The organism is Streptomyces sp. NPDC056361 (assembly GCF_042262805.1).
In the GTDB taxonomy this organism is placed as follows: Bacteria; Actinomycetota; Actinomycetes; order Streptomycetales; family Streptomycetaceae; genus Streptomyces.
The window spans coordinates 42,116-66,746 of record NZ_JBHJQI010000035.1 but is presented as its reverse complement, the minus strand read 5'-3'; the positions used below and the strand labels follow the sequence as shown (position 1 = coordinate 66,746).

Annotated in this window: 27 protein-coding genes and 1 pseudogene; 17 read left to right on the top strand and 11 right to left on the bottom strand. The window is 73.6% G+C overall.

Going from position 1 to position 24,631, the window contains the following annotated elements:
- Together ACFCY7_RS14450 and ACFCY7_RS14445 are read left to right on the top strand one after the other, a co-directional pair.
- Positions 1-399 (top strand): annotated as a pseudogene (locus tag ACFCY7_RS14450) (ABC transporter); the annotation flags it as partial.
- Positions 396-1,184 carry an ABC transporter permease gene (locus tag ACFCY7_RS14445; protein WP_376484593.1) on the top strand — a complete coding sequence of 263 codons (789 nt, stop codon included), beginning with the start codon at positions 396-398 and terminating at the stop codon, positions 1,182-1,184. The pseudogene ACFCY7_RS14450 and the gene ACFCY7_RS14445, both read left to right, overlap by 4 nt.
- Positions 1,185-1,279: 95 nt before the next feature.
- Here ACFCY7_RS14445 and ACFCY7_RS14440 read toward each other — a convergent pair whose 3' ends face one another.
- The 4 genes from ACFCY7_RS14440 to ACFCY7_RS14425 form a co-directional block, all read right to left on the bottom strand.
- Complete coding sequence (locus ACFCY7_RS14440) at positions 1,280-1,411, bottom strand: hypothetical protein (protein ID WP_376484590.1); 132 nt, start codon at positions 1,409-1,411, stop codon at positions 1,280-1,282.
- 6 nt (positions 1,412-1,417) lie between these two features.
- Entirely contained in the window at positions 1,418-2,332 is a 915-nt protein-coding gene (locus tag ACFCY7_RS14435) for an aminoglycoside phosphotransferase family protein (RefSeq protein ID WP_376484588.1), read from the bottom strand.
- Between the two features lie 139 nt (positions 2,333-2,471).
- Positions 2,472-3,161, bottom strand: coding sequence for a copper homeostasis protein CutC (locus tag ACFCY7_RS14430; protein ID WP_376484586.1), 690 nt, complete (start codon positions 3,159-3,161; stop codon positions 2,472-2,474).
- A 51-nt stretch (positions 3,162-3,212) separates the two neighbouring features.
- Positions 3,213-4,202 (bottom strand): hypothetical protein, encoded by a 990-nt coding sequence (locus tag ACFCY7_RS14425; protein ID WP_376484583.1) that lies wholly within the window; start codon positions 4,200-4,202, stop codon positions 3,213-3,215.
- A 204-nt stretch (positions 4,203-4,406) separates the two neighbouring features.
- Between ACFCY7_RS14425 and ACFCY7_RS14420 the strand changes: the two genes are divergently transcribed.
- The 3 genes from ACFCY7_RS14420 to ACFCY7_RS14410 all read left to right on the top strand — a co-directional run bounded on the left by ACFCY7_RS14420 (position 4,407) and on the right by ACFCY7_RS14410 (position 7,542).
- On the top strand, positions 4,407-4,688 hold the full coding sequence (locus tag ACFCY7_RS14420; protein WP_376484600.1) for a heavy-metal-associated domain-containing protein: 282 nt from the start codon (positions 4,407-4,409) through the stop codon (positions 4,686-4,688).
- Between the two features lie 261 nt (positions 4,689-4,949).
- Positions 4,950-7,211: a heavy metal translocating P-type ATPase gene (locus ACFCY7_RS14415; RefSeq protein WP_376484581.1), complete on the top strand. Its 2,262-nt coding sequence runs from the start codon at positions 4,950-4,952 to the stop codon at positions 7,209-7,211.
- A 31-nt stretch (positions 7,212-7,242) separates the two neighbouring features.
- The gene (locus tag ACFCY7_RS14410) at positions 7,243-7,542 is read left to right on the top strand and encodes a metal-sensitive transcriptional regulator (protein ID WP_376484598.1); all 300 of its coding nucleotides are present in this window, start codon (positions 7,243-7,245) and stop codon (positions 7,540-7,542) included.
- 33 nt (positions 7,543-7,575) lie between these two features.
- On the opposite strand, the gene ACFCY7_RS14405 is transcribed toward ACFCY7_RS14410, so the two are convergent.
- Positions 7,576-7,731, bottom strand: coding sequence for a hypothetical protein (locus ACFCY7_RS14405; protein ID WP_376484578.1), 156 nt, complete (start codon positions 7,729-7,731; stop codon positions 7,576-7,578).
- Positions 7,732-7,814: 83 nt separating this feature from the next.
- Between ACFCY7_RS14405 and ACFCY7_RS14400 the strand changes: the two genes are divergently transcribed.
- The 7 genes from ACFCY7_RS14400 (at position 7,815) to ACFCY7_RS14370 (ending at position 13,719) form a co-directional block, all read left to right on the top strand.
- Complete coding sequence (locus ACFCY7_RS14400; protein WP_376484576.1) at positions 7,815-8,204, top strand: BlaI/MecI/CopY family transcriptional regulator; 390 nt, start codon at positions 7,815-7,817, stop codon at positions 8,202-8,204.
- Entirely contained in the window at positions 8,201-9,112 is a 912-nt protein-coding gene (locus ACFCY7_RS14395) for a M56 family metallopeptidase (RefSeq protein WP_376484574.1), read from the top strand. The genes ACFCY7_RS14400 and ACFCY7_RS14395 overlap by 4 nt, the downstream gene beginning before the upstream one ends.
- Before the next feature lie 233 nt (positions 9,113-9,345).
- A complete protein-coding gene (locus tag ACFCY7_RS14390) occupies positions 9,346-9,720 on the top strand; it encodes a GNAT family N-acetyltransferase (protein WP_376484571.1) in 375 nt (124 codons plus the stop codon).
- A gap of 220 nt (positions 9,721-9,940) precedes the next feature.
- The gene (locus ACFCY7_RS14385) at positions 9,941-10,834 is read left to right on the top strand and encodes an SAM-dependent methyltransferase (RefSeq protein WP_376484568.1); all 894 of its coding nucleotides are present in this window, start codon (positions 9,941-9,943) and stop codon (positions 10,832-10,834) included.
- A 99-nt stretch (positions 10,835-10,933) separates the two neighbouring features.
- Positions 10,934-11,365: a Fur family transcriptional regulator gene (locus ACFCY7_RS14380; RefSeq protein ID WP_376484567.1), complete on the top strand. Its 432-nt coding sequence runs from the start codon at positions 10,934-10,936 to the stop codon at positions 11,363-11,365.
- A 100-nt stretch (positions 11,366-11,465) separates the two neighbouring features.
- Complete coding sequence (locus ACFCY7_RS14375) at positions 11,466-12,497, top strand: LuxR C-terminal-related transcriptional regulator (RefSeq protein ID WP_376484565.1); 1,032 nt, start codon at positions 11,466-11,468, stop codon at positions 12,495-12,497.
- Between the two features lie 169 nt (positions 12,498-12,666).
- On the top strand, positions 12,667-13,719 hold the full coding sequence (locus ACFCY7_RS14370; RefSeq protein WP_376484563.1) for a LuxR C-terminal-related transcriptional regulator: 1,053 nt from the start codon (positions 12,667-12,669) through the stop codon (positions 13,717-13,719).
- Between the two features lie 124 nt (positions 13,720-13,843).
- Here the strand turns inward: ACFCY7_RS14370 and ACFCY7_RS14365 are convergent, their stop codons facing one another.
- The 6 genes from ACFCY7_RS14365 to asnB form a co-directional block, all read right to left on the bottom strand.
- Positions 13,844-14,050, bottom strand: a complete 207-nt coding sequence (locus ACFCY7_RS14365; protein ID WP_376484560.1) for a hypothetical protein — start codon at positions 14,048-14,050, stop codon at positions 13,844-13,846.
- Between the two features lie 216 nt (positions 14,051-14,266).
- Positions 14,267-15,571 carry a D-inositol-3-phosphate glycosyltransferase gene (mshA, locus tag ACFCY7_RS14360; protein WP_376484596.1) on the bottom strand — a complete coding sequence of 435 codons (1,305 nt, stop codon included), beginning with the start codon at positions 15,569-15,571 and terminating at the stop codon, positions 14,267-14,269.
- A gap of 146 nt (positions 15,572-15,717) precedes the next feature.
- On the bottom strand, positions 15,718-17,283 hold the full coding sequence (locus ACFCY7_RS14355; RefSeq protein ID WP_376484558.1) for a class I tRNA ligase family protein: 1,566 nt from the start codon (positions 17,281-17,283) through the stop codon (positions 15,718-15,720).
- 116 nt (positions 17,284-17,399) lie between these two features.
- Entirely contained in the window at positions 17,400-18,146 is a 747-nt protein-coding gene (locus ACFCY7_RS14350) for an SDR family oxidoreductase (protein ID WP_376484556.1), read from the bottom strand.
- Between the two features lie 91 nt (positions 18,147-18,237).
- A complete protein-coding gene (locus ACFCY7_RS14345; RefSeq protein WP_376484553.1) occupies positions 18,238-18,783 on the bottom strand; it encodes a PrpF domain-containing protein in 546 nt (181 codons plus the stop codon).
- A 379-nt stretch (positions 18,784-19,162) separates the two neighbouring features.
- Entirely contained in the window at positions 19,163-20,968 is a 1,806-nt protein-coding gene (gene asnB, locus ACFCY7_RS14340; protein WP_376484550.1) for an asparagine synthase (glutamine-hydrolyzing), read from the bottom strand.
- Between the two features lie 159 nt (positions 20,969-21,127).
- Here asnB and ACFCY7_RS14335 point away from each other — a divergent pair, with 159 nt between their 5' ends.
- From ACFCY7_RS14335 to ACFCY7_RS14315, 5 genes are all read left to right on the top strand, one after another.
- The gene (locus ACFCY7_RS14335; protein ID WP_376484548.1) at positions 21,128-21,853 is read left to right on the top strand and encodes a PIG-L deacetylase family protein; all 726 of its coding nucleotides are present in this window, start codon (positions 21,128-21,130) and stop codon (positions 21,851-21,853) included.
- A gap of 97 nt (positions 21,854-21,950) precedes the next feature.
- On the top strand, positions 21,951-22,967 hold the full coding sequence (locus ACFCY7_RS14330) for a hypothetical protein (RefSeq protein ID WP_376484545.1): 1,017 nt from the start codon (positions 21,951-21,953) through the stop codon (positions 22,965-22,967).
- Between the two features lie 104 nt (positions 22,968-23,071).
- Positions 23,072-23,596 (top strand): DUF3995 domain-containing protein, encoded by a 525-nt coding sequence (locus tag ACFCY7_RS14325; RefSeq protein ID WP_376484543.1) that lies wholly within the window; start codon positions 23,072-23,074, stop codon positions 23,594-23,596.
- The gene (locus ACFCY7_RS14320) at positions 23,580-24,086 is read left to right on the top strand and encodes an RNA polymerase sigma factor (protein ID WP_376484541.1); all 507 of its coding nucleotides are present in this window, start codon (positions 23,580-23,582) and stop codon (positions 24,084-24,086) included. The genes ACFCY7_RS14325 and ACFCY7_RS14320 overlap by 17 nt, the downstream gene beginning before the upstream one ends.
- Entirely contained in the window at positions 24,083-24,625 is a 543-nt protein-coding gene (locus ACFCY7_RS14315) for a hypothetical protein (RefSeq protein ID WP_376484538.1), read from the top strand. The genes ACFCY7_RS14320 and ACFCY7_RS14315 overlap by 4 nt, the downstream gene beginning before the upstream one ends.
- Positions 24,626-24,631: the final 6 nt, after the last annotated feature.

Sequence of the window (24,631 nt, the reverse complement as noted above, 5' to 3'; positions counted from 1 at the left end):
TTCCTCACCACCCAGTACCTCGAAGAAGCCGACCAACTCGCCGACCGCATCGCCGTCCTCAACAACGGCAAGATCGCCGCCGAAGGCACCGCCGAACAACTCAAGCGCCTCATCCCCGGCGGCCACGTACGCCTCCGCTTCTCCGACCCCGCCGCCTATCGCAACGCCACCACCGCACTGGGCGAGGCGACCCGCGACGACGAGGCGATGGCCCTCCAGCTCGCCAGCGACGGCAGCCAGCGCGAACTGCGCCTGATCCTGGACCGGTTGGACGCGGCCGGCATCGAGGCCGACGAACTCACCGTCCACACCCCCGACCTCGACGACGTCTTCTTCGCCCTCACTGGCGACGCCACCATCCCGAGCCAGCCCCAGCCCACCAAGGAGAACGTCCGATGAGCACCCTCTCCCTCGCCCTGCGCGACTCGTCCACGATGCTGCGCCGCAACCTCCTCCACGCGCGCCGCTACCCGTCGCTCACCCTGAACCTGCTGCTCACCCCGATCATGCTGCTGCTGCTCTTCGTCTACATCTTCGGAGACGCGATGAGCGCGGGTCTCAGCGGCGGCGGAGGCCGCTCGGCGTACATCGCCTACATCGTGCCCGGCATCCTGATGATGACCATCGGCTCCACCGTCGTCGGCACCGCGGTCTCCGTCTCCACCGACATGACCGAGGGCATCATCGCCCGCTTCCGCACCATGGCCATCCACCGCGGCTCCGTCCTCTTCGGACACGTCGTCGGCAGCGTCCTCCAGTCGATCCTGAGCGTGGCCCTCGTCGGCGGCGTCGCCGTCGCCATCGGCTTCCGCTCCATCGACGCCACCGTGCTGGAATGGCTCGCCGCCTTCGGCCTGCTCGCCCTGTTCGCCCTGGCCTTCACCTGGATCGCGGTCGGCATGGGCATGGGCAGCCCCAACGCCGAGGCCGCCAGCAACAGCGCGATGCCGCTGATCCTCCTGCCGCTGATCTCCAGCGCCTTCGTCCCGCTGAACTCGATGCCCGGCTGGTTCCAGCCCATCGCCGAGTACCAGCCCTTCACCCCCGCCATCGAGACCCTCCGCGGCCTCCTCCTCGGCACCGAGATCGGCAACAACGGCTGGATCGCCGTCGCCTGGTGCCTCGGCCTCACCGTCCTCGGCTACCTCTGGTCGAAGGCCCAGTTCGACCGCGACCCCAAGTAAGTCCCATGAGTACACGGGCCCTTGAGCCCGGACGCACCGAGCGAAGCACCCGAGCAGGACCCCGACCCCCCGGATCCCGAACCCGCGAAGGCCCGTCACCGCCGTCCCCCGACGGCAGCGACGGGCCTTCGCCGTGCACGCAGGACCGCGTCCGTGAACTCCTGGAGGTCCGGGAACTCCTGGAGGCCCAGGAACTCCGCGAACTGCTGGAGGTCCGAGGACTCCACGAACCCCTAGAGGTCCGAGGACCCCGCGAACTCCGCGAGCGCCTCCGTGCGCGTCCGGCGGGCGACCTCCGCCAGGACCGGGTTCGTGACCCGGTAGTAGTGCTCGGTCACCAGACCCCAGGCCAGGGCCCAGCCCCGCCCGCGCGCCCAGGTCGCGTCGTCGGCCCCGGACTCCTCGCGGAACGCCTCCCGCGTCCCGGCGGTCAGCAGGCTCCACGCGGGCATCATGTCGCAGGCCGGGTCACCGACCCCCAGGCCGCCGAAGTCGATGACGGCGCCGAGCCGCCCGTCGCGGGTGAGGAGGTTCCCGGGCAGCAGGTCGGCGTGCACCCAGACCGGCGTGCCCTCCCACTGCGGCAGCCGCAGCACCGACTCCCATGCGGCGGTGGCGAGTTCGGCGTCCACGACACCGTCGGCCCCCAGGTCGCGGACGGCTCCCGGCAGGTAGCCGCCTTCCCACTCGGTGACCGGCCCGCCCCGGAACGACGCCGGCCCCCCGCTCGCATCGAGACTCCGCAGCGCCTTCCCGAAGCGGCCCAACTCCACCGCCGCGTGCCCGAGATCGGCGACCGGCGCGTCGAAGGCGTCGTCACCGTCGAGCCAGCGGTAGACGGACCACGGCAGCGGAAACTCCGCGCCCTCCCCCGCCCGCCCCACCGGAACCGGCACCTCCAGCGGCAGGTGCGGCGCGAGCACCGGCAGCCACCGCTGCTCCTTCTCCACGTGCCGCGCCGCGTACGGCACCCTGGGCAACCGCACCACGAGGTCGTCGCCGAGCCTGAACATCGCGTTGTCCGTCCCCGCCGACTCCACCGCCCGCACCGGAAGCCCCGCCCACTCGGGGAAGCGCCCGGCGACGAGCCGTTCGACGAGGCCGGTGTCGATGTCGAGTTCGTCGGGTTGCATCTTGGTGGCTGCCATGGCGCGGAGGCTAACGGCCGCCCGGCCCTCGCGGCGAGGCGTTTTCCCGGCCTTGCCGAGGGCGGGCTCGCGGCCGGAGCCCGTACGGCCCCCGCCGCGACCCCGGCCCCGGTCGCGGTCCGGCCCCGGTCACCGGCCCCTACGCGTCGATCGCGTCGCGCCAGGCGCGGACCGCGTCCGGGGAGACGGGGGCGGTCCAGCCGTGGGGGCGGGCGGCGCCGCCGATGTGGAAGGCGGTGAGGCCGGCGGCGCGGAGGGTGGGGAGGTGGTCGAGGCGGAGGCCGCCGCCGACGAGGATCCGGGGTTCGTAGCCGGGCTCGCCGGAGCGGGCGGCCTCGGCCTTGAGGGTGGCGAGGCCGTCGTCGACACCGGTGGCGGAGCCGGCGGTGAGGTAGGTGTCGAGGCCGGGGAGGTCGGCGAGCCGCTTGCGGAGTCCGTCGCGGTCGGCGGCGCGGTCGATGGCGCGGTGGAAGGTCCAGCGGCATCCGTCGAGGACGGCGATCAGCCGCTCGACGGCCACCAGGTCGGGTTCGCCGTCGGGGGTGAGGAAGCCGAGGACGAACTCGTCGGCGCCGGCCGCGCGGAGTTCCTGCGCCCGCCCGGCCAGGGCGTCGACGTCGCCGGCGGCGAAGCCGTCGGCGAGGCGGAGCATCACGCGCAGCGGGATGTCCACGGCGGCGCGGATCGCGCGGAAGGCCGCCGTGGACGGGGTGAGCCCGTCCGCCGCCATGTCGGTGACGAGTTCGAGGCGATCGGCGCCACCGGTCTGGGCGGCGACCGCGTCTTCCTCGTCGAGGGCGATCACCTCAAGGACTGCACGGTTGCTCATCGAGCCCATTCCTCCACGAATGACGCTTACAGGTCTAGTCCAATGACCAGACTAGCCGTGCGCGTGGCCTGCCGCACCGTGCGTGGCCTCACCAGCTGCGGGAACGGCGGCCTTGCCGCCTCCCGCGGTGACCGTGAAGGCGGCCGTGCGCACCTTGCCCTGGTGCTGGAAGTCCAGGAAGAGACGGTACGTGCCGGCGCTGGGCGCCGTCGCCGTGAAGGAGACGTCCGGGCCGGGGCCGCCCTCGTTCGGGTGCACGTGGAGGTAGGCGAGGTCGCCGTCGCGGAGGGCGACGAGGTGTCCGTACGCCCCGAGGTAGGGCTCCAGGTCGGTGACCGGCTTTCCGGCCTTGGCGACGGTGAGCCGGAGCTCGCCGGCCTTGCCCGGGTCGAGGGTGCCGCCGAGTCGGACCTGGTAGCCGTCGACGGTCGCGGTGGGGGCGACGGCGGGGAGCGGCTTGGGCGCGTACGCCCCGGGGACGGCGAGGTCGGCGCCGAGGGTGACGCCCTTGGCGCCGGGCGCGGCGGGCTTGAAGTCGGCGAAGGCCTTGTAGGCGCCGGCGACCGGGAGGTCCGCGTCGACCGACCAGGTGCCGTCGGCGGCCTTGACCGGGTGCAGGTGGCGGAAGGTGTTCAGGTCGCGCGAGGCGACGATGAAGTGCAGTTCCTTGCCGTGTTCGGTGGTGAAGGCGGTGACCTTCCGGCCGGCCGCGTCCTTGATCGAGAACGTGAGGACGCTCTTGCCGGCGGCGGGGGTGGGGGTCTCCAGGGCGAGGGTGTAGCCGTCCTGGGAGATCTGGAGGCCGCCGGGGAGGTTCGCGGCGGCGTCGGCGGTGGAGGCGTCGGCGGTGGCGCCCTCCTCGTGGCCGGCGTGTCCGCCGGCCGCCGGGCTCTCGGCGGGCGCGGGTGCGGCGGCGTGCTCGCCGTGCCCGGCCTTCGCCGGCTCCTCGACGGGCCCGACCCCCTTGCCGACCCCGTACGCGGTCCCGAAGGTCGCGGCGAGTGCGGCGGCAAAGGCGGTGATCTTCACTCCGGTGTTCATGGCTGCTCTCCCGTGCGTGAGGGGCTTAAGGGGGCGTGGGCCGGCCGCGGTGACCCCTTCGATGCACTTCACCATACCCCTGGGGGGTATCAAGTCAAGTCGGCGATCTGCTTGCGCGGGATACCGCAGGGGGGTATACATGGACTCACGACCGGATACCCCCCGAGGGTATCGGTGAAAGTGGAACCGACCGAGGAGGAAGCCATGGGCTCCTGCTGCACCCCCGACAACAGCTGCTCCACCACGGAGACCGCCGCCGTCGCGGTCGCCGACAGCACCGTCACCGTCTACGCCGTCTCCGGCATGACCTGCGGCCACTGCAGGACCGCGATCACCGACTCCGTCAGCGCGCTCGCCGGCGTCATCTCCGTCGACGTCGACGTCGCCGGCGGCCTGGTGACCGTGACCACCGGCGGCGAGCCCGACGACGCCGCGATCACCGCGGCCGTCGACGACGCGGGCTACGAACTGACCGGCCGGGCCTGATCCGCCGCCGGGCCGACCGACACCCACCGGCGTCCCCCGTCCCGGTACCCGACGGTCCGCCCGGCGGGCGGACGACCGCCCGCACCGCCCCGACCGCCGGGGCCCGCCCCCAAGGCGAGTGAGCCGAAGGGGCGCGCCGGGGGAACAGGGCCGAGCGCGCGCAGCCTCCCGAGGAACGAGGGGGGCGAGCACGGGCGGCCCTGTGAGCCCGGCACCAGCGCCCCGGCGGCGAACCGAGCCTCAAAAAAAGAGGAGCAGGAAATGACCACGACCACTCCGGGCACCGCCCAGGTCGAGCTCGCCATCGGCGGCATGACCTGCGCCTCGTGCGCGGCCCGGATCGAGAAGAAGCTCAACCGCATGGACGGGGTCGAGGCCACCGTCAACTACGCCACCGAGAAGGCCAAGGTCACCTTCGACGCCGACATCGACGTCGCCGACCTGATCGCCACCGTCGAGGCCACCGGCTACACCGCGCAGGAGCCCGCTCCCCCGAAGTCCGACGAGAACGGCGGCGGCCCCACCGACGAGGAGAAGGCCGACGAGGAGCTGCGGCCCCTCAAGCAGCGGCTGGTCACCGCCGTCACGCTCGCCGTGCCCGTCATCGCGATGGCGATGGTCCCGGCGCTCCAGATCGAGTACTGGCAGTGGCTGAGCCTCACGCTCGCCGCGCCGGTCGTCGTCTACGCCGCCTGGCCCTTCCACAAGGCCGCCTGGACCAACGCCAAGCACGGCGCGGCCACCATGGACACCCTGATCTCGGTCGGCACGATCGCCGCGTTCCTGTGGTCGCTGTGGGCGCTGTTCTTCGGTACGGCCGGCACGCCCGGCATGACGCACCCCTTCGAGTTCACCATCGCCCGCACCGACGGCGCCGGGAACATCTACCTGGAGGCCGCCGCCGGCGTCACCGCCTTCATCCTGGCCGGCCGGTACTTCGAGGCCCGCTCGAAGCGCAAGGCGGGCGCCGCCCTGAAGGCCCTCATGCAGCTGGGTGCCAAGGAGGTGACGGTCCTCAGGAACGGCCGCGAGGTCACCGTACCGACCGCCGAACTCCAGGTCGGGGACCGCTTCCTGGTCCGCCCGGGCGAGAAGATCGCCACCGACGGCACCGTCGTCGAGGGCTCCTCCGCCGTCGACGCCTCCATGCTCACCGGCGAGTCCGTGCCGGTCGAGGTCTCCGTCGGCGACTCCGTCACCGGCGCCACCCTGAACGCCGGCGGCCGCCTGGTCGTCGAGGCCACCCGCGTCGGCTCCGACACCCAGCTCGCCCGGATGGCGAAGCTCGTCGAGGACGCCCAGAACGGCAAGGCCGCCGCCCAGCGCCTCGCCGACCGCATCTCCGCCGTCTTCGTGCCCGTGGTCATCGCGCTCGCGCTCGGCACCCTCGGCTTCTGGCTCGGCACCGGCCAGGGCCTGACCGCCGCCTTCACCGCGGCCGTCGCCGTCCTGATCATCGCCTGCCCCTGCGCCCTCGGCCTGGCCACCCCGACCGCCCTCATGGTCGGCACCGGCCGCGGCGCCCAGCTCGGCATCCTCATCAAGGGCCCCGAGGTCCTGGAGACCACCCGCAAGGTCGACACGATCGTCCTCGACAAGACCGGCACCGTCACCACCGGCCGGATGACCCTCCTCAAGGTCCACACCGCCGACGGCACCGACGAGGCCGACGTCCTGCGCCTCGCCGGCGCCCTGGAGCACTCCTCCGAGCACCCCATCGCCCAGGCCGTCGCCACCGGCGCCGCCGCCCGGGTCGGCACCCTGCCCACCCCCGAGGACTTCGCCAACATCCCCGGCCTCGGCGTCCAGGGCGTCGTCGACGGCCACGCCGTCCTCGTCGGCCGCGAGAAGCTGCTCGCCGAGTGGGCCATGGCACTCCCGACGGAGCTCAAGTCCGCCAAGGACACCGCCGAGCGGGCCGGCCGGACCGCCATCGCGGTGGCCTGGGACGGCGAGGCCCGCGCGGTCCTGGAGGTCGCCGACGCCGTCAAGGAGACCAGCGCCGAGGCGATCGGGCGGCTCCGCGCCCTCGGCCTCACCCCGATCCTGCTCACCGGCGACAACAAGGCGGTCGCCGAGGCCGTCGCCGCCGAGGTCGGCATCGACGAGGTCATCGCCGAGGTCATGCCGCAGGACAAGGTCGACGTCGTCAAGAGGCTCCAGGCCGAGGGACGTTCGGTCGCCATGGTCGGCGACGGCGTGAACGACGCCGCCGCGCTCGCCCAGGCCGACCTGGGCCTGGCGATGGGCACCGGGACGGACGCCGCCATCGAGGCCGGCGACCTGACCCTCGTACGCGGGGACCTGCGGGCCGCGGCCGACGCCATCCGGCTCTCCCGCAAGACCCTCGGCACGATCCGCTCGAACCTCTTCTGGGCCTTCGCCTACAACGTGGCCGCCCTGCCGCTCGCCGCGGCCGGCCTCCTCAACCCGATGATCGCGGGCGCCGCCATGGCCTTCTCCTCGGTCTTCGTGGTCGGCAACAGCCTCCGGCTGCGCGGCTTCCAGGCCGCCGACCGCTGACACCCCCGCCCTGCGAACCCCTGATCACCCGATCACCGAGGAGCCCGTCGTGGCCGGTTACGGACAGCACAAGGAAGACATCATCAGACGCCTCCGCCGCATCGAGGGCCAGGTCAGGGGGGTGCAGCGGATGGTCGACGAGGACGTCTACTGCATCGACGTCCTCACCCAGGTCTCCGCCGTCAACGCGGCCCTGCAGTCCTGCGCGGTGGCCCTCCTGGACGAGCACCTCAGCTGCTGTGTCACGGAGGCCATCGCCCAGGGCGGGGACCAGGCCAAGGCGAAGGTGGGCGAGGCGTCGAAGGCCATCGCCCGGCTCATCCGGACCTGACGGAGTCGCGGGGAAGCCGTGACCGAAACGGCGTCAACCACCCTTGGGCGAGGGACAGTCGGCGGAGAGCCTGACGCTCAGGCGGAGACAGAGCCCGAGCACCCGACGGAGGAGCAGCAGCTCCACCGAGCCGGGCGGGCCGGGCCGGCAGACCTTCGCGCAGGGGCGGTCGCTCATGAGGGTCGACATCCCGCCATCGTACCCCTGGGGGGTATACCTGGGGCGGGGAGGCGGCCCGTACGATGAGCCGCCCTAGGGGGAAGGGGAGCCACGTGCGCCGGCTGGGAGAGCTGGAGGCCGAGATCATGGACCGGCTGTGGGCCTGGCAGCGGCCCGCCACGGTCCGCGAGGTCGTCGACGACATCAACCTCGGGCGCCGGGTGGCCTACACGACCGTGATGACCGTCGCGGACATACTGCACCGCAAGGGCTGGCTGCGCCGCGAGAAGACCGGCCGGGCCTGGCTGTACGAACCGGTCCGCAGCCGCGAGGAGTACACCGCCGGCCTCATGCGGGACGCCCTCGGCGACAGCCAGGACCGCCCCGCCGCCCTGCTCCGGTTCGTCGAGGTCATCTCGGACGAGGACATGGCCGCCCTCGACGCCGCCCTCCGCGCCGCCCGCGGCACCACGGGCGGCGACCCCGCCGGGGACCACGCGTGAACCACCACATCCTCGTGCCGCTCGGACTCGCCCTGCTGACCGGCTTCCTCGTCCCCTGGCTGGTCGCCCCGGCCCGCTGGGCCCAGCAGGCCCCCCGGCTCGCGCTCGCCGTCTGGGCCGCCTGCGGCGCGGTGTTCACCGGCGCGGTGGCCCTGCTGCCCGCCCAGCTCGTCCTGTCGAAGGAGAGCAGCCACCGCCTCACCGACATGGCGCTCACCCTCCGACCCCCCACTCCGGCGCAGCTGTCCGCCGTGGACGGCCGCGAACTGCTCGCCCTGTCGCTCGCCCTCGCCGTCCTCTCGGTCCCCGCCGCCGCCTACGTCCGCCGCCTCGCCCGGGCCCGCCGGGTCCGGGTGCGGCACGCGGGGGTGCTGCGCCTCGTCGGCCGGTACGACCCCGCCCTGCGCGCCACCGTCCTCGACGACGAGCGGCCCGCGGTCTACTGCCTGCCGGGCCGGTCGCGCCGGGTCGTCGTCTCCTCGGGCGCGGTCGACGCCCTGACCCCCGCCCAGCTGGCGGCCGCCCTCGCGCACGAACGGGCCCACATCGCCGGCCGCCACCACCTGCTCGTCGCCGCCTCGGAGGCCTTCGCGGCCGTCTTCCGGCACCTGCCGCTCGCCCGGCGCGGCGGCAGCGCCGTACCGGTGCTGCTCGAAATGGCCGCCGACGACCGGGCCTTGCGCCGCTGCACGCGCGACGCGCTGGCCACCGCGCTGTACGCGCTGGCCTCGGGGCGGGCCCCGCGGTCCGCGTTCGCCGCGGGCGGCCCCTCGGCCGCGCTGCGGATGCGGCGCATCCTCACCCCGCACAGCGCCGGACACCCCGTGCTCCGCGGCCTGTTCACGATCGCGTCGGCGGGCCTCGCGATGGCCCCCCTGATCTTCGCCTGCTGCTCGTTCCCCCCGTAATGGCGAACGCCGTTATTTACTAAGCGAATTCGTAGATTTCGCATCGGTCACGGACCGTCGAATTCGCCGCTATCGTGGGTACGTTGGGGCTCGGACTCGGCACGTCGAAGGGTGCACAACCAATGCAGCTCGCTGGCGTTCGCACGGCAGCGGCCGGCGACGCGACGACGATATCCAGACTGCTTGCCGACATCATCCGGAGCAGCTACGCCGGAATACTGGACGAAATCCCTATGCGGCGGCTGATCTCGGCCCAATGCGCACTCCCCCGCATACGCGCGGAAATTGAAATTCCGGGAGGCGCACCCGGATGGCTCGGCTGGCTGGTCGCCACGGACACCGAGGGCGCGGTCGTCGGCGTGGCCGCGGGCGGCGTCCCGGTGCCGGGCGAGGGCGAGGTGTACGCGCTCGCCGTCGCACCCGGCTCGCGCCGCACCGGAGTCGGCACGGCCCTGCTGGCCGCCGCGACCGACCGGATGCGCGCCTACGACGCCCACGAGCAGCGCGTGAAACTCCCGGTCGACACCGACCCGGCCCTGCCCTTCTACACCCACCAGGGCTTCACGGCCCTCGCCGACCCGGCCCGCCTCGGCAGACCGCTCCCGTAGCCCGGCCCGCCCCGGCGGACCGCTCCCGCAACCCCGGCCCCGCCCGCCCCCGAGGGGATTCGCCGGGGGCGTGGCAGATCCACGCCATCGCGTGTTCACGCAGCCCGATCCGGTGGATCGGGGCTCCTCCACCAGGTCACGATGGGTCCAGCGGCGCGGTCCCGGCGGCACGGGTACCTCGTCCGGACGGCACGGACCGAGCGAGCCCCTGGAGGAGCGGATGCACACACCGAGCGGCACTTCCCTGCCCGTCGTGCCCGCAGCGCTCGCGCCGGTCCTGCCGTCCCGATACGACCGCGGCACGGAGCCCGCCCGCGGGGCCGGCGTCCGGGTCACCGCGGACATGCTGCCCGGACTCGAATCCGTGGCCCCCGCCGACGAGGGCTCCGTCTGGCTGCACGACGCCCTGCTCGGCCCGCACAGCGCGGACATCGTCCGGTACCTCGGCCTCGCCCGCTCCACCGGCGGACCCGTCCTCGACCTCGGCTCCGGCGCCGGGCGGCTCGCCGTCCCGTTCGCCCGCCACGGCTTCGCCGTGGAAGCCGTGGACCGGGACGCCTCGGCCCTGGCGCGCCTCGAAGGCTGGGCCCACCGGATCGGCCCGCAGGTGGCCGGGCTCGTCGTCACCCACCGGGCGGACCTCGGCGCGCTGCGCCTCGACGGCAGCTACCGGCTCGCACTCCTCGCGGGCGCGATGGTCACCGCCGTCCCGCCCTCCCGGCGGCCGGCGCTGCTGCGGGAGATCGCCTCCCACCTGGACACCGGCGGGGCGCTCGCCCTCGACTACACCGCGCACCGGCTGCCGGGGCTGATCGCGGAACCGCGGCGGACCTGGGCCTTCCAGGTGCCCCGCTTCGACGGCATCGACGAGTGGGTGGTGGCGCGGCAGGTGTTCGACCTGCCGTCGATGAGCGAGCGGATCACGTACTACGCGGCCCGGACCGGGAAGCTGTCCACGGAGCGGGTCGTGCTGACCACCGACAAGTGGATCGTGGACCCCGAGCGGCTCGCGGCCGAGCTGCACTCGGCGGGCCTGCACGTCGAGGGCCGGCGGCGGCACCGGATCGACGACCGCACCGAGAGCGTGCTGCTCGTGTGCAGGACGGACGGCTGACCGGACGGCCGACGGACACCTCACCAGGTTGACGAGCAAGAGGTACGATGCCCACAAACGTTTGAGCCGACCAGATGGCGGCCGGAGAAGAGGGCAGTCGTGGAAGACCTGACGGGCCGCGAGGCGGTGATCCAGCGCCTGCGCGACGTCGGGCTGCGGGTCACGGGCCCGCGCCTGGAGGTGCTCACGGTGCTCGCCGCCGGCGGCCATCTCGACGTCGAGGCGATCACCGCGACGGCCCGCGAACGGCTCGGCACGCTGACCAGCCAGGCCGTGTACGAGATGCTGCGGCACTTCCAGGAGACCGGCCTGGTCTCCAAGTTCGACCGGCCCGGCCTGCCGGCCGTCTTCGAGGTCGCGGGCCCCGCCCACCAGCACGTCCTGTGCACCGGGTGCGGCCGGGTGGAGAACGTCACCGCGGCCGCGCCCGATCCGCCCCGCCGCGCCCTGCCCCAGTGGCGGGTGGACGACGCGGAGGTCGTGTTCAAGGGCCTGTGCCCCGACTGCCGGGCGAGCGCCCCCGCCGCCTGAGGAGCGGTCAACTCCGTGCGTGTCGTTCGAATGTGTGGCAGGGTCTAGCGGGGCGATTCATCAGGGGTCCGGTGGGGATCCGAGGGGAGTCTGCTGCGCCGTGTCCAGAAACGCCGCCGTGACCCGCGCGGGTAGCGAACGGGCCCTCGCCGTCTACCAGGAGCTCAGGGCCCGCCCCGACGCCGGATTCGACGAGGTCGCGGACGGTTTCGAGCTCTCCGCCGACGAGCGGGAGCGATGTCGGCGCGAACTCGCCTCCTTAGGACTGACCACCCCCGGCGACCCCGCCGCCCCGCACGCCCCCGCCTCCGTCGTCGACCCCGACGTCGCCCTGCTGCGGCTGCTGCGCCGCGAACGCGACCGGCTCCGGGAGCGGCTCGCCGCCACCAGCCGGGCGCACACCGCGATCGAGGCCCTCGCCGGGCCGTTCCTACGGGCCGGCGCCGCCCCCCGCTCCGAGGTCGAGGTCGAGATCGTCACCGACCCCCAGCGGGTGGCGCGCGAACTGACGGACCTGACGGACTCGGTCCGCACCGCCGTCCACGTCATGCACACCGGCTCCGTGCGCCGCGAGGAGATGGCCGCCGAGCTGGAGCGGGACCGCTCCCGGGCGGCCCGCGGGGTGCGGATCCGCGCCATGTACAGCCGCCGGGTCGGCACCGTCCCCGAGATGACCCAGCACCTGGCGGACCGGGCCGCGCTCGGCGTGGAGCTGCGGCTCTCCCCCGTCGTCCCGATGAACATGGTCCTCGCCGACGAGAACTTCGCCCTCCTCCCGACGGACCCCCACGACCCGGAGTCGCCCGTCATCCTGGCCCGCGGCCCGGGCCTCGTCCGCTCCTACCTCGCCCTGTACGAGTACTGCTGGCAGGCCGCCTCCCGGTACGGCGAGGAGCCCGGCGAGAACGGCGGCGACGGCCTCTCCGACCAGCAGCGCGCCGCACTGCACATGCTCGCGTCCGGCATCAAGGACGAGCAGATCGCCCGCAGCCTCGGCGTCTCGCTGCGGACGGTCAGCCGGCTGCTCTCCGAGGTCATGCAGGAGCTCGACGCGGCCAGCCGCTTCGAGGCCGGCGTCAAGGCCGCCCGGCTCGGTCTGCTCGACGGCGACGGGCCGGAACCCGGAGCCTAGGACGAGGAGTTCACATGGCACGGCACACTCGCACGCGGCACGGGGGCCCGACCGACCACACGGGCCGCGCGCACCGCACGAGCTGCACGCACTGCACGACGGACACCCGCCGACCCGCCTGAGACGGTGAGGGCGGGGCGACTCGGAGGATGAGGGGGGTCACTTCGCCATGGTCACTGCGGGCGACGGCATCGGGGACGGGACGGCCGACGTCCTCCTGTCCGTGTACCAGGAGCTGCGCCGCCGGGGCGTCTCGGACTTCGAGGAGGTCCGCAGAGCGCTCGGCCTCGCGCCGGAAGAGTACGAGCGATGTCGCGGCGAACTCCTCGCCCTGGGGCTCATCGTGCCGACGGGCCGGGCGCACGCCACCGTCACGGCCCTGCAGGACGGCAGTTGGCGGTCCGAGACGGACACCGTGGCGGCGATCGACCCCGAGATCGCGCTGCTGCGCCTCCTGGAACGGGAGCGCGAGCGGCTGCGGGAGCACCTGGCCGAGGCCGACGAGGTGTACGGCACCCTGGAGGTCCTGGCGGGCTCCTACCTGCGCGCGGAGGCGCTGACGCGCGCTCAGGCGCACGTCGAGGTGCTGACCGACTACCGGCGGATCCAGCAGGCCATCGAGGACATCACGGACGTGATGCAGGAGAGTTCGGCGGCGCTGCACCCGGGGACGCCGGGCCGGCAGAACCCGGACCGGATGCTCGACCGGGACCGGCGCCAGGTCGCCAACGGGGTGCGGGTGCGCGCCATCTACGGCCGGCAGGAGGCGACGGACCCGTACATGGAGAAGTTCCTCGGGCAGCGGGCCGAGCTGGGCGTGGAGATCCGGCTGGCGCCGGTCGTCCCGATGAACATGATCATCGCCGACCAGCAGTTCGCCCTGGTGCCGATCCGCCCCGACGAACCGGGCGAGGGCGCGATCCTGGCGCGGGGCAGCGCTCTGGTCCGGCCGTATCTGAGCCTGTACGAGCACTGCTGGCACACGGCGACCCCGTACGGCGTCGAGACGACGACGGAGGCGGGCGGCGACGGCCTGTCGGAGCAGCAGCGGGCGGCGCTGCACATGCTGGCCTCGGGGATGAAGGACGAGCGGATCGCGCGCACGCTCGGGGTGTCGCTCCGGACCGTCAGCCGGATGATCTCGGAGCTGATGCAGGAGCTCGGGGCGACGAGCCGCTTCGAGGCGGGCGCCCGCGCGGTGCGGCTCGGCTGGCTCGACTGACGGCGCCGGGGACCGCCGAGCCGCCGCGGCACGAAGCACCGAAACACCGAGACCCCGCGATCGTGGCAGCGATCGCGGGGCCTGACGGTCGGTCGGCTCCAGGGGAATCCCCTTGGAGGCGGGCTCAGTTGGTGGGGCTCGGGGTGGGCTGCGGCGGGGCGACCGGCCAGCCGTTGTCGTCCGCGACACCGGCGACGGTCTGCGGGTCGACCGGGGCGCTGTCGGGGGAGACGGCGTAGGCGGCGCCGCCCGCGACGGCCAGACAGGCCGCGGCCGCGACCAGGAGCTGACGGACGGCCTTGCCGATGCCGGTGTTCTGCGCAGCGGACATGATTCCTCCAGGACTCGGAACGGGATTCCGCCTTCCGGGGGCCCGTGCCGCCGGGCGCTCCCTGAAGACGTCTCCATACTGTCCCGGCCTCGAGAACGAATCCAGGGATCCTCGCTGCGTGGACCCGCCATGGCGTGGATGCGTCAATACGCCTTCCCCGCAACGGAATTGAGTCATCCGGAGTCCGCCATACCTTTGGTTAGACCAAAAGAGATGCTAGACTTGTGCTACGGCCTTCTCGTTCCTCCAGGAGAGAGGGGCCGCCGGGGCAGGGGCGTGCCGCCGCCCCTGCCCCACCACCCCGCGCACGACCGGCCGGCGCGTCTCCGCGAGCGCCCCCCGGTACACCTCGACGGTCCGCGCGGCGGAAGCACGCCAGCTCATCCCGCGCGCGTGGCGGACCGCCGCCTCCCCCATCGTCGCCACCACCTCCGGATGCGCCGCCAGCCACCGCAGCCGGCGCGCGTACTCCACCGGGTCGTGACCGGGCACCAGCAGCCCCGTCACCCCGTCCCACACCGCCGTCGGCAGCCCGCCGACCGCCGCCGCGAGCACCGGCGTCCCGCACGCCTGCGCCTCCAGGGCCACCAGACCGAACGACTCGCTCCGCGACGGCACCACCAGGACGTCCGCCGCCCGGTACCAGTCCGCGAGCCGTGACTGCGGTACGGGAGGGCAGGGCCGCAGCACGTCCGTGACACCCAGCTCCTCCGCGAGCCGCCACACCGTCCCCTCCCGCGTCGCCCCCGAATGCCCGCCGACCACCGGCACCAGGAGCCTGCTCCGCAGGTCAGGCGCCTCCCGCAGCAGCTCGGCGACCGCCCGCACGAGCACGTCCGGCCCCTTCAACGGCTGGATGCGGCCCGCGTACAGCGGCACGAACGCGTCGGCCGGCAGCCCCAGCCGGGCCCGTGCCGCCGCACGCCCGTCCCCCCGGTGGAAGGTCCGCAGATCGACCCCGGGCCGTACGACCTCGGTCCGGCCCCCCTCCGCCCCGTACAGCGAACGGAGCGCCTCCGCCTCGTCGGCCGTGTTGGCGATCAACCGGTCCGCCGCGCCCACCACCTGGTGCTCGCCGCGCACCCGCAGCTCCGGCTCGGGGGCGTCGCCCTCGGCCAGCGAGGCGTTCTTCACCCGGGCCAGGGTGTGGGCGGTGTGCACCAGCGGGATCCGCCACCCCACCGACGCGATCCGGCCCGCCTGCCCGGAGAGCCAGTAGTGCGAGTGGACCAGGTCGTAGCGCCGCTCCTCCTTGAGCAGGGCCAGCGAGAACGGCACGACCAGGTCGGGCACGGCCTCCTTCGGCAGCGGCCCGCGCGGCCCGGCGTGCAGATGCCGGACCCGCACCCCCGGCGCCAGCTCCACCAGCGGGGGCCGACCCTCCCCCCGGCAGCGGGTGAACAGGTCCACCTCGGCGCCCTGTTCGGCCAGGGCCCGGGAGAGTTCGACCATGTAGACGTTCATCCCGCCGGCGTCCCCCGTCCCGGGCTGGTGGAGCGGGGAGGTGTGGACGCTGAGCATGGCGACGCGCAGGGACACGTGGGGCTCCTGAGGAGTGGGGGCCACGTGCCCCTGCGCGTCGCTCGCGCGCACGGTCACGCGGCAGGGTGGGAGTCGGACCAGCCGAATACTTGGTTGCTTAGTAGTTGAAGAACGAGTCGAGGCCCTCAGAAGCCGAAGACCGGGCCCGACGGCGGCGCCAGCCGCGTCCCCGGCAGCGGCGCCGACAGGGCCTGCCAGTCGACCGGCCGACCCGGCACCGCCTGGAGCGCCGCCGCGAGCCGGTCCGCCCCCTCCGGCATCACCGGCCGCGCCCACGCCGACAGCGCGGAAGCCACCGCCAACTGCGCGGCGAGCGCCGGAAGATGCCGGCAGGACGTGCTGGGCCGGCACCGCTCGTGGGTGTTCACATGGCCGAAGTCGGCCACCGAACGGACCATCTCGTCGAGCACGGCCACCGCCCGCCGCGGGTCGAACGCGTCGGGACCGTACGCCTCCCGCAGGTCGTCCATGCCCCGGTGCAGGCGCCGCTCCAGGACCTCCCAACCGGTGCCGCCGGGCAGCGCCTGCGGGGCGAGACCGCCGCACTCCTCCCGCACCGACGAGAACAGCCGAGAGAGCCAGCTGTTCCAGGTGTCGTCCAGCTCCCGGCGCGCCGCCGCGAGCCGCTCCCGCCGGAAGACCGTCCGGCGGCCCAGCGGGCGCGCCTGGAGGACGTGCCGGCGCAGCGTGTCGGAGCCGTACTCGGTGAGCAGGTCGAGCGCCCAGACGTTGCCCTCGCGCACGCCCTCCTCGATGACGTACGACTCGTTCACGTTGAAGTCCTGCGGCAGCTTCACGTCCTGCGCGAGGAGCAGCACCGGCAGCAGCACCGCGTGGCAGAAGGCGTGCCCGAAACCGCAGAAGTGGATCGCCCGGCGCGGCAGCGGCCCCGTCGTGTCGTAGCCGAAGAGGTGCATCGCCGCCGCCTCGAAGCAGCCGTCGATCCGGTGGTCGGGGAAACCCTCGACCGGCACCGGCAGCCCCCACTCGGCGGGATGGCCCACCGCGATGTCCGGCAGCCCGTCCTCGACGAGCGACTCGCACAGCGCCGCGAGGCGCGGCGGCAGGCCCGCCGTCGCCCAGTAGTCGGCGAGCGTCTCCCGGAACGGCTCCAGGGGCACGTACAGCCGGCGGCAGCGGCGGGCCACCGCCGGGGTGTCGCAGAGCGCGCAGCGCGCCGCGACGAGGTCGCCGCCGTCGTTCGGCCGCGCGCACTCGTGGCACATCCCGCCGTCGCTGACCGCCCCGCAGTGCGGGCAGCTGCCCGTCGCGTGCGCGCCGTACAGCCAGCGGTCGCACGGTTCGCAGTACGGGAGCAGCCGCGTCCGCGGGGCGATGACCCCCTGCGCGAACAGCCGGCCGAAGAGGTCCTGCACCCACCGCGCGTAGCCCTTGTCCCGCCGCGGGCGCACGATGTGGTCGAACTCCACGCCCGAGCGCAGCCAGTCCGCGGTGATCGCGGCCCGGTACCCCTCCGCGACCTCCTCCGGCTTCCGGTTGTGCCGCAGGGCGCGGACCTCCACCGAGCTCGCGTGGTCGGCCGTACCGGTCGTGAACCGGACCGCCTCCCCCTCCGCGCGCAGGAAGCGCGTGAGGACGTCGGCTGCGACGTACGGCCCCGCGAGATGGCCGATGTGGAGTTCTCCGTGGGTGGCGGGAGGAGTCGCGGTGATCCAGACGGGGGTGCTCATGGGACCTCCTTGACGCGGTGGTGCGGTGGGCTTCGACGGGGCTCGACGGCGGCTTCGCCGGGGCTCGCAGCGGCTTCGGCAGGGCTCGAAGTGGCTTCGCCGGGCTCGAAGGCGGCTCAGCGGGGTTCGAAGTGGAACGAGCGGATGAAGCAGTCGCGCGGCTGCTCGACGGCGTACACGATGCATTCGAAGAGGGCCTGGGTGGTCAGCTTCTCGTCCGGCGCCACCCCGTCCGGATTCGAGCCGTCCCATTCCGCGAACCGCGGATCCGACGTCGAGAAATCCGGCGGGAAGAGCGAGAACACCCTTACCCCTGAAGGCCGCAGCCGCCGCGACAGGATGTCCGCGAATCCCGCCTGGGCGCTCTTCGCCGCCCAGAACGCCTCGTGCGCGGCACCCGCGGTCGCCGCCGACGCGCCCTCGGCGTCCCGGACGGCCACCATGTTCACGATGTCCGGCCGCAGCGAACCCCGGAGCAGCGGCAGGAAGTGCTTCACCATCAGCACCGTGCCGCCCGCCGTCGACTCGATCGTCTCCACGATCTCCGCGTCGCTCGCCGCCTCCAGGTCCATGCCGTCCAGCCAGCGGGCCCCGTTGTTCACCAACAGGTCCACCCGGTCCGTCCGTTCGCCCACCCGCGCCGCGAACTCCCGGATCTCCGCAGGCCTGCTGAGGTCGCAGCCGAAGGCGTGGATACGGTCGCGGGCCGACCCCATCACCTCCGTGCGGGTCCGCTCGGCCGCCTCCACCGTCCGCGCCGAGACGTAGACCTCGGCACCGAGATGCGCGAATCCGACGGCGAGCGCGCGACCGAAATAGCGGGACGCTCCGGTCACGACGACACGCAGATTCTCGAATTTCATCTGTGTCTGCTCTCCCCACGGATACCGATTGCCGGTCCATTTCAGCGTGGCAGAGAACCCGTCCACCGAGCCTCTCGACAACCCTGCGCATTCACGCCGTTGCGTGAATGCGCCACGGCACCTCCACGCATTCCAGCACCTCGGCCCGCTTCCGGTGCACGCTCACCCGGTCGTGCGCCGCGGACACCGTCACCGTGCCCCCGGGCGTCCGCACCGTCCCGTACCCGGCCGGCACCACCGTCCCGTCCAGCGCCCCCGCCGCCGCGAGCGCCGCCGCCCCCGTCACCGCCAGCCCCGGATGCCAGCCCCCGACCGTGAGCGCCCTGACGTCCATCCCCCCGGGCCCCACGGTGACCACGGCGACCTTCGGCAGCGCGGACCGGGGGTCGTAGCCGAGCATCCGCGCGGCCTCCTCCCTCAGCGCCGCCAGCCTGCGCTCCAGGTCCCCCGCCGGCAGCCGCGCGGCATCGACGAACACGTACGGGTTCCCGTACCTCACGACCGTCACGGGCACCCCGCCGAGCACGTCGACGGGCCGCCCGGTCGGCAGCGTGCCCTCCGCCGTCGGCGACCTCAGGAAGCTCAGCGTGTACGCGTCCCCGTGCGGCTCGCACAGCACCTCGTCCCCGGTCGTCACCGACCGCACTGTCACGGTCCCGCCCCTCCCGTCCGCCACCACGCACGCCAGCAGCGAATGCCCGCACCCCGCCCGGAAGTCGAACCCACCACCCGTCAGCGCCTGCACGAACCGGTAGTCGATCCGGTAGCGCCCGCGCCCCGCCCCTCGCCCATACAGCGCGATCTTTCCGATCCCCGCGTACGCCGTCCCTGCGAGCGCCCTCCGCACATGCCTCAGCTCCCGCCCCAACGCGAGTGCCCCCACCGGGAGATCGTCGCAACGGACGACCAACGTCGGCCCGGGCGCCCCCTCGGCCCGGACGACGCTCCCGGGCACGACGGCGGCGGCGGGCGCAGGCGCGGCCGGACGAGGTGGGCGGGGGGTCGGGGTCGGGGGGTTAGGCGGCACAGCCGGTGGGGATGCGGAGGCCTTGGACGATGTCGGTCCAGAGTTCGTGGACGGCGAGGGCCCAGAGGGTTTGGGCGGTGTGGGGGGAGGGGTGGGCGAGGTGGCGGGCGAGGAGGCGGTGGACGCGGTCGGCGCGGAGCCGGCCGCCGAGGACGAGGCGGGCGGGGGAGAGGAGTTCGCGGACGGTGTCGAGGAGGGGGGTGCCGGGGGCGAGGAGGGCGGCGAGGGGGAGGGTGAAGGGTTGTTTGGGTCGCTGGAGGACCCCCCGCGGGAGGAGTTCGGCGCCGGCTTCGTACAGGGCCCGTTTGCCGGTCCGCGCGGCCACCGGCAGCGCGCGGGCGTGGGTGACGACGGAGGGCTGGCAGAAGGGCATGCGGGCTTCGACGGCCCAGGCCATGGAGAGGTGGTCGACGCGCCGCAGGTGGTAGGCGGGGAGGCGCCAGCGGGTCTCGAAGGCGGTCATCGCGGTGAGCCGGTCCTCGCCGACGGCCTCGGCGGAGCGTAGTTCCTGGGCGATGCGGTCGGCGGCGGAGCCCTGGTCGGCGATGAACGCCCGGTAGTGGGAGGTGTAGAGGTGTTCGCGGAGGAGCCGGGGGGCGGCGGAGAGCGCGTCGGCGTAGGCGGCGGCCCAGTCGGCGCCGGCCGGGGCGGCGAGTGCGGCGCGCATCCGGTCGTACCCGCCGAAGAGTTCGTCGGCGCCGTCGCCGGTGAGCGCGACGGTGAAGCCGTTCTCGCGGACGGCGCGGAAGAGGGCGTACGTGGAGAGGGTGATGGGGTCGGCGTTGGGCTGGCCGAGGTGGCGGACGGTGCGGGTGAGGAGGGAGCCGAGTTCGTCGGGGTCGACGGCGACCTCGTGGTGGACGGTCCGGGCCCGGCGGGCGACGGAGCGGGCGTACGCGGCCTCGGAGCCGGGCCAGCGGCCCCGGTAGGTGAGGTGGAAGGTGTGCAGGGGCGGCGCGTCGGTCTCGCGGGCGTGTTCGGCGGCGAGCGCGGTGACGAGGCCGGAGTCGAGGCCGCCGCTGGTGATGGCGCAGACGGGCACTTCGGCGCGGGCGAGCCGGCGGACCTCGTGGCGCAGCACGTCCTGGGTGTCGCCGAGGGGCGTCGCGCGGTGGGCGCCGCGGCGGCGGACGACGGGTGGGGCGCCGGGCCGTACGAGGGCGGTGGCGCCGGGGGGCAGGACGCTGACGCCGTCGAGTGCGGTGTGCGTGGCGAAGGAGGTGCGGGTGGCGAGGACGGTGTCGAGGGAGTCCTCGCGCGGGGAGATCCGTACGCCTTCGAAGGCGAGGAGGGCGGGGATCTCGGAGGCGAACCGGGTGGAGCCGTCGTACGGGTCGTGGTGGAGGTGGATGGGCTTCATGCCCATGTCGTCGACGGCGAGGACGAGCCGGGTGCTGCCGGGGCGCAGGTCGAGGACGGCGACGGCGAACATGCCGTCGAGGTGTTCGGCGAACGCGGGCCCGTATTCGGCGTACAGCGCGGGGAGCACGGTGCCGTCGCAGAGGTCGGGGAACCGGTGGCCGCGGGCGGCGAGGGTGCGGCGCAGTTCGGCGTGGTTGTAGATCTCGCCGTTGAGCACGGCGAGGACGCCGGGCAGGTGGGGCAGCCGGTAGGGCTGCTGTCCGCCGCACGGGTCGGTCACGGCGAGCCGGTCGCAGCCGAGGGACCAGCCGGGTCCGCTGCGCACCTGGTGCTCGTCGGGTCCGCCGTGCCGCTGGCGGGCCGAGGCCGCCGCGAGTTCGGCGGGGTCCGGTCGGTCCGCCCCCGCGGCGAAGGAGCCGAGGATCCTGCACATACCGGTCACCCTCCAAGCACGTCGCTGCACGCTTCACTTCACCCGGACAACTCAATGATTTGAATCTACCAAGTTTTTGAATGGCGCGTAAGTGCCATGTCCAGTTCACGCCACGAGTCGGCCTTGCGACGCCCCGTACCACCCCAACAGGCTTGCCCCATGGAGGACTTCAACCGGACCGCCCCCGAATCCCTGCTGGTCGTCGCCGCACACCCGGACGACATCGAGTTCTGCGTCAGCGGCACGGTCATGCAGTGGATCGAACGCGGCACCCGCGTCACGTACTGCATCGTCACGGACGGCGCCGCCGGCGGTTACGACGAACGACTCCCCCGCCAGGCGATGGCCGACCTGCGCCGCGCCGAACAGGTCCACTCCGCGAAACTCAGCGGCGTCGCCGACGTCCGCTTCCTCGGCTACCCCGACAGCTTCGTCGAACCCTCCGTCGACCTCCGCCGCGACCTCTGCCGCGTCATCCGCGAAGTACGCCCGCAGCGGGCCGTCATCCCCTCCCCCGAGATCAACTGGGCCCGCGTCGCCGACCTCCACCCCGACCACCGCGCCGTCGGCGACGCCTGCCTCCGCGCCGTGTACCCCGAGGCCCGCAACCCCTTCGCCCACCCCGAACTGCTCGGGGACGAGGGCCTGGAGCCCTGGACCGTCCACGAACTCTGGCTGATGACCGGCCCCACCCCGAACCAGTACGTCGACGTCACCCCCGTCTTCGACCGCAAGGTCGAGGCCCTCCGCATCCACACCTCCCAGACCGCCCACTTCGACGACCTCGCCGGCCTCCTCCGCACCTGGCTCGGCGAGCACGCCACCGCGGGCGGGCTCCCCGCGGGCCGCATGGCGGAGGCGTTCCAGATCGTGCACATCGACTGACGGGAGCCCCCCGACCGCCCCGGGGAACCCTTGTCCGCACCCCCACCCCATGAGACCGTTTCGCTCAACTGACGGAGAATCAGGGGGGATTCACACCATGGCAGTCGAACCGATGGACGGCGACCGGGCAGTGATGGACCAGTACGCGCTGCCCTGGATCGAGGCGAACGAGGACCGCTCCTCCGACGCCGACGGGCACCTCCGCTCCTACCGGTCCTCGCTGGAGGGCGACGGGGCCGACGCCACGAAGGCCGTCGAACGGCTGATCTCCAGCGGACGCGGCGAAGCACTCAAGGCACTCGGCGAGCACTGGTCACGCGTCAACGCCTGCTTCGGGCAGACCACCAGGGCCGCCCTCGACATCACGAGCGAGATCCAGACCTGCGGCGACACCATCGTCATCGGCAAGGACCGCGCCCAGGACATCGTCTCGTACCTCCGGAACATGAACCCCGAGATCGGCACCGCCACCCCGGACGCCAAGCTCCAGCGGCACATCGACGTCGCCAGGGACGACCTGGAGGGCAACGTCACGATGACGCTCGGCGACGTCCGCGACGGCGCGGCCCGAGCCCGGAGCGCCGAGGACGTCGTCGCCCTCAAGACCGTCCCCACCACCCTCGCCGGCCTCCTCGGCCGCGCCGTCGGCGGCGACCTGGGCGGCGACCAGGGCAACGGCATCGGCGGCGGGATCGGCGCGGGCGCCGGAGTCGCCGGCGCCCTGGCCCCCGGCATCGAAGGAGGAGCCGGCGTCGCCGGCGCGGGCGGCCCGGTCTCCGGGACGAACGCGAGCAGTTGGAACGTCTTCGTCGACCATGACGAGCACAAGCGCGCCGCCGACGGCCTCGCCAAGGCCGCCGAACACATCCGCGGCGAGACCACCACCGCCCTCGCCCGCGCCCTCTACGACCTCGACGCCCTCGCCGCCAGCGGCTCCGTCGGCAGCGCCATCGCCGCCGAGTACACCCCCCTCGTCAACGACCTCGACCTCGCCACCCGCGCCCTCGCCGACCACCTCGACGGCCCCCTCCGCGACATCGTCCGCACCATCTCCACCGACCAGCAGGACACCGACGACGACAACCGCGGCCGCTTCGACTTCTGGAAGAACTGACCGCCGCCACCGCCTCCTGTGACGCGGAACACAGGGAACGTCCCGCCTCCCCGCCCCCTCCTCCGGGTGTCGGCATTCGACCCGCAGGAGACGAGGAGACGGCAATGGCGACGGACACGGGCACGGAGACGGGCACGGAAACGGCGGTCGCGGAGGAGAAGCCCACGCCCGGAACGACCGCGACGACCGCGATGACCAGGGCGACCGCGACGACCAGGGCGATCAGGACGACCAGGGCGAGCGCGGCGCTGCTCGCCGTCCTCGCCCTGGTCCACGTGTACTGGGCCACCGGCGCCACCTGGCCCGCCGGCAGCGAGCACGGCCTCTCCCTCGCCGTCCTCGGCAGCGCGGTGTCCTTCGGACCGGCCGTCGTCCTCCCCCTCGCCGCCCTCGAAGGCGTCGCGAGCGCCGGGGTGTACGCGTACGGGCGGAACCCCCGCGGCCGGATCCCCCGCCTGATCACCGCCGCGTTCACCGCCGGCCTCCTCGCGCGCGGCGCCGCCGGCCTGGCCTGGGCGATCCTCGGCAAGGACGGATCCGGCCCGGTGTTCCCCTGGCTGAACGCCCTCCTCTACACGCCCCTCTGCCTGGGGCTCGGCTGGGCGGTGCTCCGTGAGCTCCGCCGCTGACCCCGCCCGGGAACGGGGCGTCGCGCTCGCCCGGGCCGCCCGTCGCGGCGACACCCTCGCCCTCCACGACCTGCTCGACCACCTCGCCCCGTACATCGCCCGCATCTGCCGCCCCATCGCCCTCGACGACGGCCCGGACGCCACCCAGGAGGCCCTGGTCGCCGTGTTCACCCGCCTCCGTTCCCTGCGCGACCCCGAGGCGCTGTACGGCTGGGTGCGCACGATCGCCGTCCGCGAGGCGATACGGGCCTCCCGGCCGCGCCCGGCCGAACTGTCCGACGTACCCGAACGCGGCGATCCGCAGCTCGCCACCGACATCGACGACGTCCTCGCCCGGCTCTCCCCCCACCACCGCGCCGTCCTCGTCCTCCGCGACGTCGAAGGACTCGACGAGGAGTCCACCGCGGCCGCCCTCGGCATCCCCGCCGGCACCGCCAAGTCCCGGCTGCACCGCGCCCGGCAGAGCTTCCGAAAGGCATGGACCGCATGACGGACGACGACATGACGACCGACGGCATGACGGCAGACGACGTGACGGCAGGCGGGATGACGGCAGGCGGGATGACGGCCGACGACGCACCCGACATCGTGATCGACGACGTACGGCGGCTCCGCGTCATGACCGCCGCCCTCCGCGGCGCCCACCTCGTCGAACGGGTCCTCCCCGCCGAACTCCCCCGCGCCTGGAGCGTCATGGGTGACCTGGAAGGCGCCTTCGGCCGTTTCCAACCGGACATGCGCTCCGTCAGGATCCTCCGCACCGACGGCGACCGGATCGAAGCCCTCGCCCGCAGCCGCTACGGCCCCCGCGCCCACTTCCGCGGCGTCCTGCGCCCCGGCTGGTGCTGGCTCCAGAGCCGGTTCCTCGTCATCGGCATGGCCGCCGCGGCCACCGAGGACGCCGGCCACACCCGCGTCGCCCTCACCGGCGGCGTCCGCGTCCCCGGCCGCGCCGCCCTCGTGCCGTTCGGCGCCCGCCGCGAACTGGAGGAGGCGATGAGGCGGCTCGGGGAGCTCGTGTCCGGATAGGGATCG

Excerpts from the sequence above, each read along its gene's own strand:
- ACFCY7_RS14445 (WP_376484593.1), top strand. The coding sequence starts at position 396 with ATGAGCACCCTCTCCCTCGCCCTGCGCGACTCGTCCACGATGCTGCGC.
- ACFCY7_RS14435 (WP_376484588.1), bottom strand. The coding sequence starts at position 2,332 with ATGGCAGCCACCAAGATGCAACCCGACGAACTCGACATCGACACCGGC.
- ACFCY7_RS14430 (WP_376484586.1), bottom strand. The coding sequence starts at position 3,161 with ATGAGCAACCGTGCAGTCCTTGAGGTGATCGCCCTCGACGAGGAAGAC.
- ACFCY7_RS14425 (WP_376484583.1), bottom strand. The coding sequence starts at position 4,202 with ATGAACACCGGAGTGAAGATCACCGCCTTTGCCGCCGCACTCGCCGCG.
- ACFCY7_RS14420 (WP_376484600.1), top strand. The coding sequence starts at position 4,407 with ATGGGCTCCTGCTGCACCCCCGACAACAGCTGCTCCACCACGGAGACC.
- ACFCY7_RS14415 (WP_376484581.1), top strand. The coding sequence starts at position 4,950 with ATGACCACGACCACTCCGGGCACCGCCCAGGTCGAGCTCGCCATCGGC.
- ACFCY7_RS14405 (WP_376484578.1), bottom strand. The coding sequence starts at position 7,731 with ATGTCGACCCTCATGAGCGACCGCCCCTGCGCGAAGGTCTGCCGGCCC.
- ACFCY7_RS14390 (WP_376484571.1), top strand. The coding sequence starts at position 9,346 with ATGCGGCGGCTGATCTCGGCCCAATGCGCACTCCCCCGCATACGCGCG.
- ACFCY7_RS14385 (WP_376484568.1), top strand. The coding sequence starts at position 9,941 with ATGCACACACCGAGCGGCACTTCCCTGCCCGTCGTGCCCGCAGCGCTC.
- ACFCY7_RS14370 (WP_376484563.1), top strand. The coding sequence starts at position 12,667 with ATGGTCACTGCGGGCGACGGCATCGGGGACGGGACGGCCGACGTCCTC.
- ACFCY7_RS14365 (WP_376484560.1), bottom strand. The coding sequence starts at position 14,050 with ATGTCCGCTGCGCAGAACACCGGCATCGGCAAGGCCGTCCGTCAGCTC.
- mshA (WP_376484596.1), bottom strand. The coding sequence starts at position 15,571 with ATGCTCAGCGTCCACACCTCCCCGCTCCACCAGCCCGGGACGGGGGAC.
- ACFCY7_RS14355 (WP_376484558.1), bottom strand. The coding sequence starts at position 17,283 with ATGAGCACCCCCGTCTGGATCACCGCGACTCCTCCCGCCACCCACGGA.
- ACFCY7_RS14350 (WP_376484556.1), bottom strand. The coding sequence starts at position 18,146 with ATGAAATTCGAGAATCTGCGTGTCGTCGTGACCGGAGCGTCCCGCTAT.
- asnB (WP_376484550.1), bottom strand. The coding sequence starts at position 20,968 with ATGTGCAGGATCCTCGGCTCCTTCGCCGCGGGGGCGGACCGACCGGAC.
- ACFCY7_RS14335 (WP_376484548.1), top strand. The coding sequence starts at position 21,128 with ATGGAGGACTTCAACCGGACCGCCCCCGAATCCCTGCTGGTCGTCGCC.
- ACFCY7_RS14330 (WP_376484545.1), top strand. The coding sequence starts at position 21,951 with ATGGCAGTCGAACCGATGGACGGCGACCGGGCAGTGATGGACCAGTAC.
- ACFCY7_RS14325 (WP_376484543.1), top strand. The coding sequence starts at position 23,072 with ATGGCGACGGACACGGGCACGGAGACGGGCACGGAAACGGCGGTCGCG.
- ACFCY7_RS14315 (WP_376484538.1), top strand. The coding sequence starts at position 24,083 with ATGACGGACGACGACATGACGACCGACGGCATGACGGCAGACGACGTG.